At 65.5% G+C, this 12,963-nt stretch carries 15 protein-coding genes; 5 read left to right on the forward strand and 10 right to left on the reverse strand.

From position 1 onward, the window contains the following. A partial coding sequence (locus QMZ05_RS37610; protein ID WP_353705353.1) for a glutathione S-transferase family protein occupies window positions 1-534 on the reverse strand: 534 nt, incomplete at its 3' end. 489 nt (window positions 535-1,023) lie between these two features. Between QMZ05_RS37610 and QMZ05_RS37615 the strand changes: the two genes are divergently transcribed. Both QMZ05_RS37615 and QMZ05_RS37620 read left to right on the forward strand, forming a co-directional pair. Then, window positions 1,024-2,694: a PAS domain-containing methyl-accepting chemotaxis protein gene (locus tag QMZ05_RS37615; RefSeq protein ID WP_353705354.1), complete on the forward strand. Its 1,671-nt coding sequence runs from the start codon at window positions 1,024-1,026 to the stop codon at window positions 2,692-2,694. Window positions 2,695-2,860: 166 nt separating this feature from the next. Beyond that, window positions 2,861-3,649, forward strand: coding sequence for an SDR family oxidoreductase (locus tag QMZ05_RS37620; RefSeq protein WP_353705355.1), 789 nt, complete (start codon window positions 2,861-2,863; stop codon window positions 3,647-3,649). A gap of 177 nt (window positions 3,650-3,826) precedes the next feature. On the opposite strand, the gene QMZ05_RS37625 is transcribed toward QMZ05_RS37620, so the two are convergent. After that, entirely contained in the window at window positions 3,827-4,396 is a 570-nt protein-coding gene (locus QMZ05_RS37625; protein WP_353705356.1) for a histidine phosphatase family protein, read from the reverse strand. A 67-nt stretch (window positions 4,397-4,463) separates the two neighbouring features. Next, complete coding sequence (cobS, locus tag QMZ05_RS37630; RefSeq protein ID WP_353705357.1) at window positions 4,464-5,216, reverse strand: adenosylcobinamide-GDP ribazoletransferase; 753 nt, start codon at window positions 5,214-5,216, stop codon at window positions 4,464-4,466. 153 nt (window positions 5,217-5,369) lie between these two features. On the opposite strand from cobS, the gene cobT reads away from it, so the two are divergent. Both cobT and QMZ05_RS37640 read left to right on the forward strand, forming a co-directional pair. After that, window positions 5,370-6,383 carry a nicotinate-nucleotide--dimethylbenzimidazole phosphoribosyltransferase gene (cobT, locus tag QMZ05_RS37635; RefSeq protein ID WP_353705358.1) on the forward strand — a complete coding sequence of 338 codons (1,014 nt, stop codon included), beginning with the start codon at window positions 5,370-5,372 and terminating at the stop codon, window positions 6,381-6,383. 134 nt (window positions 6,384-6,517) lie between these two features. Next, on the forward strand, window positions 6,518-6,961 hold the full coding sequence (locus tag QMZ05_RS37640) for a hypothetical protein (protein WP_353705359.1): 444 nt from the start codon (window positions 6,518-6,520) through the stop codon (window positions 6,959-6,961). Between the two features lie 195 nt (window positions 6,962-7,156). Here the strand turns inward: QMZ05_RS37640 and QMZ05_RS37645 are convergent, their stop codons facing one another. The 6 genes from QMZ05_RS37645 to QMZ05_RS37670 form a co-directional block, all read right to left on the reverse strand. Next, a complete protein-coding gene (locus QMZ05_RS37645) occupies window positions 7,157-7,567 on the reverse strand; it encodes a VOC family protein (RefSeq protein WP_074131674.1) in 411 nt (136 codons plus the stop codon). A 79-nt stretch (window positions 7,568-7,646) separates the two neighbouring features. After that, window positions 7,647-8,183, reverse strand: coding sequence for an SRPBCC family protein (locus QMZ05_RS37650; protein WP_167529043.1), 537 nt, complete (start codon window positions 8,181-8,183; stop codon window positions 7,647-7,649). An 88-nt stretch (window positions 8,184-8,271) separates the two neighbouring features. Next, the gene (locus QMZ05_RS37655; protein WP_353705360.1) at window positions 8,272-8,682 is read right to left on the reverse strand and encodes a DoxX family protein; all 411 of its coding nucleotides are present in this window, start codon (window positions 8,680-8,682) and stop codon (window positions 8,272-8,274) included. Window positions 8,683-9,034: 352 nt separating this feature from the next. After that, entirely contained in the window at window positions 9,035-10,312 is a 1,278-nt protein-coding gene (locus QMZ05_RS37660; RefSeq protein WP_353705361.1) for an RNA polymerase sigma factor, read from the reverse strand. Further along, window positions 10,309-10,677, reverse strand: coding sequence for a YciI family protein (locus tag QMZ05_RS37665; protein ID WP_050419610.1), 369 nt, complete (start codon window positions 10,675-10,677; stop codon window positions 10,309-10,311). The genes QMZ05_RS37660 and QMZ05_RS37665 overlap by 4 nt, the downstream gene beginning before the upstream one ends. A gap of 163 nt (window positions 10,678-10,840) precedes the next feature. Beyond that, on the reverse strand, window positions 10,841-11,131 hold the full coding sequence (locus QMZ05_RS37670) for a hypothetical protein (protein ID WP_353705362.1): 291 nt from the start codon (window positions 11,129-11,131) through the stop codon (window positions 10,841-10,843). Window positions 11,132-11,220: 89 nt separating this feature from the next. On the opposite strand from QMZ05_RS37670, the gene QMZ05_RS37675 reads away from it, so the two are divergent. Next, window positions 11,221-12,186 carry a glyoxylate/hydroxypyruvate reductase A gene (locus QMZ05_RS37675; protein ID WP_353705363.1) on the forward strand — a complete coding sequence of 322 codons (966 nt, stop codon included), beginning with the start codon at window positions 11,221-11,223 and terminating at the stop codon, window positions 12,184-12,186. A 202-nt stretch (window positions 12,187-12,388) separates the two neighbouring features. Here QMZ05_RS37675 and QMZ05_RS37680 read toward each other — a convergent pair whose 3' ends face one another. Further along, the gene (locus tag QMZ05_RS37680) at window positions 12,389-12,880 is read right to left on the reverse strand and encodes an SRPBCC domain-containing protein (RefSeq protein ID WP_353705364.1); all 492 of its coding nucleotides are present in this window, start codon (window positions 12,878-12,880) and stop codon (window positions 12,389-12,391) included. Window positions 12,881-12,963: the final 83 nt, after the last annotated feature.

The raw sequence follows: 12,963 nt of genomic DNA on the forward strand, positions 1-12,963 counted from the left end.
GAACAGCGCCGGGGCGGCGGAGCAATCGGCCAACGAGAAGCGTTCGCCCATCATCCAGCCGCCATGCGCGAGGTATTTATCCAGGATCAGCAATTGCTGATCCAGGATCGCATAGGAGGTACGGAGCTGCGCCCGCGCCTCGGCGACGCCATGCGGGTCCTTGTTGTCCGCGGGCCGCAGCCGGTCGCCGACGACCTTCTGCATCGGCAGATGGACATAGAGATCCAGGAAGCGATCGCGCAGCCGGGTCTGCAGCGCGAGGTCCGGGTCGTCCGGTATCAACTTGGCGGTGCCAGGATAATGGCGCTCGAGATACTCGATGACGATGCTCGATTCAGGCACCGTCTCGCCCCTCGTCTCGTCGCGCAGCACGGGGAAGCGACCGATCGGCCATAGCGCGAGCAGCGCCGCGCGCTCGGTGGGATCGCCGAGATTGACCATGTGCGGCGTGAACGGCGCACCGTTCTCGTACAGTGCGACCAGCGCCTTCCAGCAGAACGAGGACAGCGGGTGGTAATGCAGGGTGAGGGACATCAGAACTCCATCATGGAACCAGTGCCCCGAGGACGAACCGCTGACCACCTCGCCGACATCTCGTGCCACGATTTATTTTGTCATCGCCGCGGGACGGAGAGCGAAGCATCAACGCGATCCGCGTTCGTCGAGAACGCGAATCAACTTGCTGCATCGATCCGCGAAACACTCAGCAACATCAGAGTTCGTAATAGGGCCATCAGCGTTGGTGAAGAACACATATCGCGATGATCCGCATCCAACGAAAGTCGTCATCGATTTTCGTCCGTAAGATTACGGTAAACATCGCATGCCGACTATGGATGATAACGTGCACAGCAAAAAATTACTTCGCAAATTGAGATAGATGCGCGCGAGCCACCACGCGTTATGCAGTTCGTGCCAGGCGCGAGGCTTTACCGATTGCTAAACGGCTCGCTGCAACCTTTCCGTGAGTTGTCGCGATCCGCTTTTCCATCCCTTTTCTTTTTGAACATTCACGGAGCCCTGATGTTCAGTTTCAGCAACAAGGCAAACATCGACAGTGCGCTGGCGCAAGCCGCAGCGATCGGCAAGTCGCAGGCGGTCATCGAGTTCAAGCTCGACGGCACCATCGTCACCGCCAACGAGAACTTCCTGAACGCGATGGGCTACTCGCTCGACGAGATCAGGGGCAAACACCACAGCATGTTCATCGAACCCGCCACCCGCGACAGCCACGACTATCGCGAATTCTGGGCGCGGCTGAACCGCGGCGAATTCCAGGCCGCGCAGTACAAGCGCATTGCCAAGGGCGGCCGCGAGATCTGGATCCAGGCCTCCTACAACCCGATCCTGGACAAGGGCGGCAAGCTGGTCGGCGTCGTCAAGTTCGCCACCGACATCACCGCGCAGAAGATCCACAGCATGGAAGATGCCGGCAAGATCGCCGCGATCGGCCGGGCCCAGGCGGTGATCGAGTTCAACATGGACGGCACCATCGTCAACGCCAACGAGAACTTTCTCGCCGCGATGGGCTATTCGCTCGCCGACATCCAGGGCAAGCATCACAGCATCTTCATGCCGACGGCCGAGCGCGACAGCGCAGCCTACCGCGACTTCTGGGCGCGGCTGAACCGCGGCGAATTCCAGGCTGGCGAATTCAAGCGCATCGGCAAGGGCGGCAAGGAGATCTGGATCCTCGCCACCTACAACCCGATCCTCGACGACCGCGGCAAGCCGTTCAAGGTCGTCAAGTTCGCAACCGACGTGACGCAGCAGAAGGTGAAGGCCGCCGACAATGACGGCCAGATCGATGCGATCGGCAAGTCGCAGGCGGTGATCGAGTTCAACATGGACGGCACGATCCGCACCGCGAACCCGAACTTCCTCGCCGCAATGGGCTATTCGCTTGCCGAGATCCAGGGCCGGCACCACAGCATGTTCGTCGAGCCGGTCGAGGCGAGCTCGCAGGGCTATCGCGAGTTCTGGGGAGCGCTGAACCGTGGCGACTTCCAGGCCGCCGAATACAAGCGCATCGCCAAGGGCGGCCGCGAGATCTGGATCCAGGCCTCCTACAATCCGATCCTCGATCTCAACGGCAAACCCTACAAGGTGGTGAAATACGCCACCGACATCACCGCGCAGGCGATCGGCCGCAAGAAGGCCGACAGTGCGCGCGGCCTGATCGAGGCGGTCGCCGCCGGCAGCGAGGAGATGAGCGCCTCGATCCGCGAGATCTCGGAGACCATGACCAAGTCGAAGCAGAACGCCGCGGTCGCCACCGGCCGTGTCGAAGCCGCCGACGGCCAGGCGCAGAAGCTCAATGCCGCGGCGCAGGCGATGAGCGGGATCGTCGAGATGATCTCGAGCATCACCGGGCAGATCAACCTGCTCGCGCTCAATGCCACGATCGAATCGGCGCGTGCGGGCGAAGCCGGCCGCGGCTTCGCGGTGGTCGCTTCCGAGGTGAAGAGCCTCGCCAACCAGGCCAAGCAGGCGACCGACACGATCTCCTCGGAAATCGATGCGCTGAACTCGATCGCCGCCGCGGTGGCGAGCTCGCTGTCCGAGATCAAGGCTGCGATCGCCGGCGTCAACGAATACATCACCTCCACCGCCGCCGCGGTCGAGGAGCAGAGCATCGTGACGCAGGACATGTCCACAAACATGCAGCGCGCTTCCGCCGAACTCGCGGCGTAGGCAGCGGTGCGATCCTCGGAGGATGAGCGTCCCGGGCTGGGGGCCGCGCATCCTTCGAGACGCGCCTTTCGCCTAGAGATTGACAAGGCATCCCCCGTCGGGTTGACACGTCAGGGTAAAGGTCGCAGACGGTCGGGGCTTCCTGCACGAACCGATGGACCTTCCGATGAACGCCTCCGCACACAAAGTCGCACTCGTGACCGGCGCCGCGCGCGGCATCGGGCTTGCCGCGGCGAAGCGCTTTCTCGCCGACGGCTGGCGGGTCGCGCTGCTCGACATCGAAGGGGAATTGCTGCGCGCCGCGGTCGCTGCCCTGCAGCAGCCCGACGACACGCTGGCGCTGACCTGCGACGTCTCCGATGCCGATGGCGTGACCAAAGCGATCACGGCGATCACGGGCCGCTTCGGCCGGCTCGACGCGCTGGTCAACAACGCCGGCACGGCGGTGTTCGCGCCGGTGCTGGAGACCTCCGATGCCGACTGGAACCGGATCATGGCGGTCAACCTCACCGGCCCGTTCCTGTGCACCAAGGCGGCCGCGCCAGTGATGCGCGAGCATGGCGGCGGTGCGATCGTCAACATCACCTCGATCTCGGCGGTGCGCGCCTCGACGCTGCGCTCGGCCTACGGCACCAGCAAGGCCGGGCTCGCGCACCTCACCAAGCAGCTCGCGGTCGAGCTCGCCTCGCTCGGCATCCGCGTCAACGGCGTGGCGCCTGGGCCAGTCGAGACTGCGATGGCGAAAGCCGTGCACACGCCGGAGATCCGCGCCGACTATCACGACGCGATCCCGCTCAACCGCTATGGGCTGGAGGAAGAGCTGGCGGAGGCGATCTTCTTCCTGTGCTCGGACCGTGCCAGCTACATCACCGGCCAGATCCTCGCCGTCGACGGCGGCTTCGACGCCGCCGGCATCGGCCTGCCCACCCTGCGCGGCCAGCGGCGGAATGGGTGACGTCGACCGCGCATTCAATGCTGCTCCGTCGCCCTGAGGTGGCCGCTCCTTCAGCGGCCCTCGAAGGGTCGACGGCCCGGCTGGTGGCCGATTCATCCTTCGAGGCTCGCCCAGCGGCGCAAGTGCGCCGCAAGGCTCGCACCTCAGGATGACGGAATTTCTAGTGCCGGAGAGTGATTAACACCCGTTCACCGCAACGACACGCCACACACTCTCCAACCGGTCGATCCGCGTCAGCGACAGCGGATCGATGACGAAGCGCAGCGCTGGTTCCGGCGCAAGGTCGAGCGCGATCGCGAGGATTGCGCGGATGGTGCCGGAATGCACGACGAGCACGACATCGCCTGACGGCAGGCGCTTAAGCCCTGCCCGCGCACGCGCGATCTGGTCGGCAAAGCTTTCACCGCCCGGCGGCCGGTTGGTCCCCGGCGAATTCCAGAACGCGCGACAGGCCGCGGCACCGAGCTCGGCCTCGATCTCGCTGTGGCGACGGCCGGTCCAGTTGCCGAAATCCTGTTCGCGAAAAACGTCGTCCTCCGTTGCCGTGAGGCCGAGCCGCGCTGCGGTCTCGCGCGTCCGGCGCGCCGGGCTGCAGACTGCGACCGCATCGACCGGAAGCCTCGCCTGCAACGCGGTGAATGCAGCGGCATCGCTGAGGTCCGCTGGCGCATCCGGCGCATGGATCACACCGCGCGGTCCATCGACCGGCGCGTGACGGATCAGCCAGAGATGCGTTTCGCCGCCCATTTTTCGCTCATTCTATTCTGACGCGTTTTCTTCACGCGAACCGGTATCCACTTCGCTCGAAAACGCTCTAACCCAACCGCGCCGCAAGCAACACCAGGATCGCGGTCTCCGCAACCTGCTCGGCGCCGCCAAGCACGTCGCCGGTCTGGCCGCCGATCTGCCGCTTTGCCAGCAGCGCCATGACCAGCGCGCTCGCGCCGGCCGCGATCGCCGCCAGCAGCGCGCTGCCGAAGGGCAGCACGAGGATTGCGATCACCAAGGCGATGCCTGCCGCAACCGTCGCGATCGAGCTATCAGGCCGGCCGGCATTGGCGGCGAGCCCATCCTTGCGCGCATAAGGCAGGCTGATCGCGATCCACGGCAGCACGCCGCGGCCGAGCGCATGCGCCGCGATCAGGCCCTGCACCACCATGCCATCGGGAAGCGCGGCCAGCGCCGCAAGCCTGGTGGCAAAGCTCACCACCAGCGCCAGCGCGCCATAGGTGCCGAGCCGGCTGTCGCGCATGATCTCGAGCTTGGCCGCAGGATCGCGGCCGCCGCCGAATCCGTCGGCGACATCGGCAAGCCCATCTTCATGCAGCGCCCCGGTCAGGAGCGCGCCGCCGCCGAGCGCCAGCGCCGCCGCCGCCAGATCTGGGATACCGATCGTCCGCAGCAGCAGACAGAGCAGGCCGATAGCGGCCCCGATGCCCCCCCCGACCAGCGGAAACAGCCGCTGCGCCCGGGCAAAACCCTCCGGCCGCGCGCCGTCCGGATGCGGCATCGGCAGCCGGGTCAGAAAGGAGGTGGCGGTCCTGAGATCGTCGAGCAACTCACGCATGGTCGTGGCCTTCAAATTGCACTAAAGCGCGATGAGATCGGGCTGAATCTCATCGCGCCTTAGCCTCTTGATTGGGCATGATCTTTTCGGAAAACCGCTTCACACTTTTCCGGATCATGCTTTAGTTTGCGGCCCGCTCGACGAGGGAATCGCATGCAGTTCAATAGTCTAGACGACATCCGCAGCTTTTGTCGCGACCTGCCCCAGGGCGACGAGGCCAGCGCTGCGGCGGCTACGGTTCGCCAGCAGAATTTGACCAAGCCGCCGGGCAGCCTCGGCCGGCTGGAGGACGCTGCGATCTGGCTGGCGCGCTGGCAGGGGCGCGAGATCCCCCGGCTCGATAAGGTCACCATCGCCGTGTTTGCCGGCAATCACGGCATCGCCGAGCGCGGCGTCTCCGCCTATCCGTCCGAGGTCACCGCGCAGATGGTGGCGAATTTTGCCGCGGGCGGTGCCGCGATCAACCAGATCGCAAAGCTTGCCGGGGCCGAGCTGCGTGTCGAGGCGCTCGAGCTCGCGCGGCCGACCCGCGATTTCACGATGGCGACGGCGATGGACGGCGCCGATTTCCTGGTCGCGCTCGACACCGGCTGGCGCACGGTGCCGGAGCAATGCGATTTGCTGGTGGTCGGCGAGATGGGGATTGCCAACACCACGGTGGCCGCGACGCTGTGCGCGGCATTGATGGGCGGGCGCGGCGCGCGCTGGGCCGGCCGCGGCACCGGCGTCGACGATGCCGGCCTGCTGCGCAAGCGCACCACGATCGATACCGCGCTCAAAATGCACCGCAACCTGCTCGACGATCCGCTCGCCGTCGCAGTCGCGCTCGGCGGGCGCGAGCTCGCGGCCATCTTCGGCGCCGTGCTGGCGGCGCGAGCAAGATCGATCCCGGTGCTGCTCGACGGCTTCGTCGCCACATCGGCGGTGCTGCCGCTGGCGCGGCTTGCACCCGACGGCCTCGCGCATTGCCGCGCCGGGCACGTCTCGGCCGAACTCGGCCATCGCGAATTGCTGCGCGAACTTCGGCTCGCGCCCTTGCTCGATCTCGAGATGCGGCTCGGCGAAGCCTCGGGCGCGGGGATCGCGATCCTGCTGCTGCGCGCGGCGCTCGCCTGTCACGGCGGCATGGCGACGTTTGCCGAGGCCGGCGTCTCCGGCGCAGACTGACAAACTGTCGCCGCATGATCTAGCCTATGCTCTCAGCCTGAGCATGCCCCTTGGGAAAACCGCTTCACACTTTTCCGGATCATGCCCCAGGGCTCGGCGCGAGCCAGAGCGACGTCAACGGAAGGAACCGCCACATGCGTATCGGGGCGATCTGGACGATCATGATCTTGGGGATGGCGGCGCTGCTTGCCGATGTCTCAAGCGCTGAAGCCGACGTTCGTATCCTTGCCAGCCCCGGCGGACAGGTCGGTCCGTTCATCGATCTGTTCGACAAGGTGCGCGAGTCCGGCGAGCGCGTGGTGATCGACGGGCCGTGCCTGTCGGCCTGCACGCTGGTGCTCTCGATGGTGCCGGGCGACCGCATTTGCGTGACACGGCGCGCGGTGCTCGGCTTCCACGCAGCACGCTCGATCGACCAACGCGGCCGGACCTATGCGGAGCCGGAAGCATCCGTCGCCGTGCTGCAAGCCTATCCGGCGCCGGTGCGCAGCTGGATCGTGCGCCGCGGCGGCCTGACTTCGCACCTGCTGCTGCTGCGCGGCCGCGAGCTCGCTGCGATCTATCCGCGGTGCAGGTAGAGTGCGCTCACTGCCCCGTCATCCCCGCGCAAAGGCTTCGCCTTTGTCGCTGGAGGTGCTCGCGAAGCGAGCCTCGAAGGATGCACGGCCCCGCCGGTGGCCGTCGATCCTTCGAGGGCCGCTGAAGAAGCGGCCACCTCAGGACAAAGGCGAAGCCTTTGCGCGGGGATGACGGTATAGAGGCCGGTGCGCGACCTACATCTGCTGCGGGCAGTTCACCATCCAGGGGATGCCGAACTGATCGACGCACATGCCGAAGCCGTTGGAGAAGAAGGTCTTGCCGAACGGCATGGTGACCGTGCCGCCCTCGGACAGCGCCTTGAAGCGGCGTTCGGCCTCGGCGGGATCCTCGACCTGCAGCGCGACATGAAAGCCCTGCGGCTTCTGGAAATGGCCGGGCGGGGCGTCGGAGGCCATGATGATCTCGCCGTCGATCGTGAGGCGAGCGTGCATGATCTTGTCCTTCCAGCCGGGCGGCGTCTGCATCTCCGCATTGCCCTCGCCGTAGGGGAAGGTTTCCTCGATCCGCGCACCGAGAACCTTCTGGTAGAAGTTCAGCGCGGCGCCGCAATTGCCGTCGTAGGAGAGATAGGGGTTGACCTGCATCGCATGCTCCCTTGGGTAGATTCTGGTTCTGGCGCGTTTTCTTCACGCGAACCGGTAAACCACTTCGCTCGAAAACGCGCTATCTTTCCGTCAGCTTCTTCAGATTGGCGAGACCGACCTCGAAATCCTTGCCGATCATGTGGTCCAGGTTCATGAACACCTGCATCACCTTCGACATGAAGACGGCCGGACCATACATGGTCCATGTGACGTTGGTCGCATCTCCCTGCGGCAGCATTGTGAACTCGGCGGTGTTGTGGCCCTCGAACGGCTTCAAGAAGTCGAGCTTGATGACGACCTTCGACGGGGCGGACGACTGCAGGATCTCCATGCGGCCAGTGCCGACATTCTTGTTGCCGTCCCAGGCATAGACCGCCCCCTGCCCGCGCCCGGCGCCGTCATAGGTGCGCTTCATGTCCGGATCCCGGTTCTCGTAGGGCGACCAGACCGTCCACTGCCGGAAATCGTCGATCAGCGGAAATATCCGTTCGGCCGGCGCCTTGATGCTGGTGGCGCGCGTGACGCGGAACGTGCTCGGCTTGGTCGCTGCGAGGATGAGGACGACGGCAATCGCGACCGCAAGGACAATCGCGATGATGGCAAGGGTCTCGAACATGATGGTCTCCAAATGCATGAATTGAAGAATTAGAGCGTTTCGAACGAAGTGGGTGGCGGTTCGCATGAAGCAAACGCGTCAAACCAACTCAGCGGCGGAACGGAAGCAGCGCACGCAGATTGCCGTCGCGCAGATAGAGCCCGCCCCACACCATCAGGCCGAGATAGAGCCCGAACAGCGTATGGGTGAACAGCGGGCTGCCGATCCGCACATGGGATGCGATCGCGCCGCCGAGATAGCCGGTGAGCAGGATGGCGCCGAGGATCGAGGTCGGCGGCACCGAGTACAACAGCGTGCAGACGATGGTGATGATGCCGAGGCTGCGCGCCAGCGTATCGCTCGCGCCCCAGCCCATCTTGTCCATGGTCTCGGTGACGACCGGCAATGGCACTAGCTTGATGGCGCCATCGAACAGCAGGAAGAGTACGACCACGCCGCTCATGACGCGGCCGGTGATGCGGGCGGGCTTTGAGACTTCGGTCTCGACGATCGTCGACATGACGGGCTCCGTAACGCTTGGTGATGCTCTGTCATCAAGACGAACGGTGGTATGCGGGGCCGACAGATCGCGGGAAGAATTTTTGGAGGGCGCCAGAGGAGTTGCGAGAGCGATGCGCAAATTGATCAGCACGCCCGCGGCTTACCCCTCTCCCCACCCTCCCCCGCAAGGGGGGAGGGAGCCTGACCTGCGTGCTCACCTCACGTAATCGACCGGTGATATTCGTGCACCGACGTGAGGGAAGCACCGGCGGACGGGTTCCCTCCCCCCTTGCAGGGGAGGGTTAGGGAGAGGGGTATCGCACGGGAAGTCTCTCAACTTGCACCCGGACGAGTGCACGACCAAGCATCGTCTACTTCGCCTTCACATTGCGCGGCTGGCTGTCGCGCATCAGGCGGTCGATGTGCATGCGGATGTGGGCGGCTTCGGCCGTGGTGTTGGCGAGCGCGATGGCGCGGTCGAAGGCGACACGCGCCTCCTCGTTGCGGCCGAGCTGCATCAGGAAGGCGCCGCGCACGCCGAAATAATGGAAGTAATTCGAAAGCCGCGGCGCCAGCGGCTCGATCATCTCGAGCGCGGCTTCCGCCCCCTTCACCTTGGAGACCGCAACCGCGCGATTGAGCGTGATCACCGGCGACGGCTGCATGACCTCGAGCGCGCCGTAGAGCAGGTCGATCTGGGTCCAGTCGGTCTCCTCGGGCTTTTCCGCGCGGGCGTGCAGCGCGGCGATCGCGGCCTGGACCTGATAGGGCCCGCTGCGGCGGTGACGCATCGCCTTGTCGATCAGCGCTGCGCCCTCGGCGATCAGCTTCTGGTTCCACAGGCTGCGGTCCTGGTCGTCGAGCAGGATCACCTGGCCGTCGGCATCGAAACGTGCCTCGGCGCGGGCGTGCTGCAGCAACAGCAGCGCGGTCAGCCCCATGATCTCCGGCTCGCTCTGGAACAACCGCAGCAGCAGGCGGGCGAGCCTGATCGCCTCCTCGCACAGCGGCGAGCGGATCTCGGCGGTGTCGCCGCTAGCCGAATAGCCTTCGTTGAAGATCAGATAGATCATCGCCGCGACCGAGGCGAGACGCTCGCTGCGTTCGACCGCGCCGGGCGTCTCGAACGGCACATTGGCGTCGGCGACGCGCGCCTTGGCCCGCGTGATGCGCTGTTCCATGGCGGCTTCCGAGACCAGGAAGGCGCGCGCGATCTGCTTCACCGTGAGGCCGGAGACGATGCGCAGCGCCAGCGCGATCTGCTGGGTCGGCGGCAGGTCCTTGTGACAGCAGATGAACAGCAGCCGCAGGATGTCGTCGCGGTAATGCGAGCCGTCGAGCCGCTCGGCGATCTCGTCCTCGGCGTCGTCAAGGTCGGAGATCGCCTGATCGTCGTCGGGCAGCGGTTGCTGCTTCTTGTTGCGGCGGACCTCATCGATCGCGACATTGCGGCCGACCATGATCAGCCACGCCGCGGGATCGCGCGGCGGGCCGTTCTGCGGCCAGCTCTTCAGCGCCCGCAGGCAGGCGTTCTGGAAGGCTTCCTCGGCGGTGTCGAGGTTGCGGAAGTAGCGCAGCAATGCGCCAACCGCCTGGGGACGCGCCGACGTCAGCGCGGCATCGATCCAGGCGGTGTCGGTCACGCTCACGTCTTTGCGCTCCCCGGAGTGAAGTAGCCGACCGGGCGGATCTCATAGGTGCCGCCGGGATTGGCCTCGCCGAGGTCGCGCGCGATGTCGAGCACCTCGTCGAGGTTCTTGCCCTCGACCAGATAGAAGCCGAGCAGCTGCTCCTTGGTCTCGGCGAACGGGCCGTCCAGCACCAGCGGCGGGTTCTCCTTGCGCAGCGTGGTCGCGGCGGTGGTCGGCAGCAGCCGGGCCACCGGGCCGAGCTTGCCCTGCTTGGCGAGCTTGTCCTGCACGACGGACAATTTCTGCATGACCGAGGCGTCGTGCTCCTTGCTCCAGGAACCGACCATGTCTTCGTCATGATAGCAGAGGATGGCGTACAGCATCAAAAAGGCATCTCCGTTCATTGCAAGAACGAACGATTATGCCCGCTGCCGACAGGCGGAGCGAAAGAAATTTCGGTTCCGGATGCCGGCGATGGATTTGGCCGAAGCTTGCGGTGAGCCTCCGGTCGCGGCGATCGCGATCACCGCGACGAGGATGCTGCGATCACCAGTAGACACCGTAGCGGGCGGCGATGCGGCGCGCCTTGGCTTCATCGCTCTCCCGGCGGCTGATCTGACTCCGCTTCACCGGACGCGACGCCTGCGGCGGCCGCGGGGCCTCGGCCGGCTGGGCCTGCGACGGCGCCGGCTTGGCCTCGGCCTGATCAGGAGCAACGGCCGGTTGCGCCTGAGCGGGTGTATCGGCGTTTGCGAGCACGAGGCCGCGGCTCTGGCCGGCCTGCGCCGTGGCGGCGGTTGCTGCGGTGAAAGCCGCGATCAGCATCAGCTTGCGCATGGAAGTTCTCCCCTGATGATGGCAGGAGACTAGGGAGCGGGCCGGACCCGCTCTGTGATATATGTCACATTGAAATTGGAGGTATCCGGATGGGTAAGGGCGCACTGGCGCTGCTGATCAATGGCGGCTCGGAAAACTGGTCGTCGGCGCGCTGGAAGGCGCGGTTCGACACGGTCTGCCCGGACCGCCCCGTCGTGCTGCCGCCGGACGGCGCGCTCAACCCCGCCGAGGTGCATTATGCCGCGGTGTGGAAGCCGAAGCCGGGCGAGCTCGCTTCATTCAAGAACCTGCGCGTCATCTTCAACCTTGGCGCCGGCGTCGACGCGCTGATGGCCGACCGCTCGCTGCCCGACGTGCCGCTGGTACGGGTCTCGGTTGGCGACCTCACCGACCGCATGACCGAATATGTCGTGCTGCATGTGCTGATGCATCACCGCCAGGAGCTTTATCTGCGTGAGTCGCAGCGGGTGAAGCGTTGGGCGCCGGACTATCAATGGGCGGCGAACGCGATCACGGTCGGCGTGATGGGGCTCGGCACCCTCGGCGCCGCTTCGGCACAAGCGCTTCGCGCGCTTGGGTTCCGCGTCGTCGGCTGGAGCCGCAGCGAGAGGCGGATCGACGGCATCGCCTGCTATCACGGCACTGACGGGCTCGACGCATTCCTGCGCGCGACCAACATCCTGGTATGCCTGCTGCCGCTGACGCCGGACACGCGGCACGTGCTGAACCGCGATGCGTTCGCCAAGCTGAACCGTGATAGCCCGCTCGGCGCGCCCGTCATCATCAATGCCGGCCGCGGCGGCTTGCAGAACGAAGCCGACATCCTGCGCGCGCTCGACGACGGCACGCTGGGCGCCGCCTCGCTCGACGTGTTCGAGACCGAGCCGCTGCCCGAGGCGAGCCCGTTCTGGAGCCATCCGAAAGTGGTGCTGACGCCGCACAACGCCGCCGACACCGACGCCGACGAGATCTCGAAATACGTCGCGGAGCAGATCGCGCGCTTCGAGCAAGGCGGCGAGCTGGAGAACGTGGTCGATCGCAAGCGGGGTTATTGAGGCAAACGGGGCGTATAAAGGCGGTGTCGTCCCTGCGAAAGCAGGGACCCATAACCACCGCTGCTTATTGATTCGCGATAGCGGAACGACGAGTCCGTTTCACTACGCCAGCCGCGGCGTATGGGTCCCTGCTTTCGTCGCAGGGACGACGCCGTTGATGGAGCAGCGCTTCGCTGGCGAAGCGCCGCTCTCGGCCACGGCCTCAGCCCATCTCGGCAACCACCTCGGCGAGCCGATCGTAGGCGGGCGCGACGCCCTTATCGATGCCGGAGTTGAGATGGCCGTCACGCGCCTCCTTGGAGGGATGGCGGATGGTGGTGGTCAGCGTCGTCGTGCCGGCTTCCTCGACGAAGGTCGAGATGACCAGATACTCGTCGCTGGTGAAACCCGGCATCGAGAACGTCTCGCCGAACGCCAGCCGCTCCGGGCGCACCACTTCGCGATAGGTGCCGGTGAGTTCATGCTCGATGCCCTCGGACGAGCGGAACACGAACCGATAGGCGCCACCGACCCGCAGGTCGACTTCACACACCGGCATCGTGAGCTGCTCGCAGCCAAGCCAGCGCACCAGATATTCCGGCTTGGTCATCGCGTCGAACACAAAGCGCCGCGGCGCGTCGAACTGGCGCGTCATGGCGAATTCGAAATCCGACGGGGTCGTGATCCTCAGCGTCTTATCCACGCGTGCGTCCACGTTGCTTCTCCTTCTTTACTCTGACTTTACGTTGACTGCGCGGCGGAGCCTTTGCGGCCTCCTCCGCCTTCATCTCCTCGAGC

The organism is Bradyrhizobium sp. INPA03-11B, assembly GCF_040446015.1.
GTDB lineage: Bacteria > Pseudomonadota > Alphaproteobacteria > Rhizobiales > Xanthobacteraceae > Bradyrhizobium > Bradyrhizobium macuxiense_A.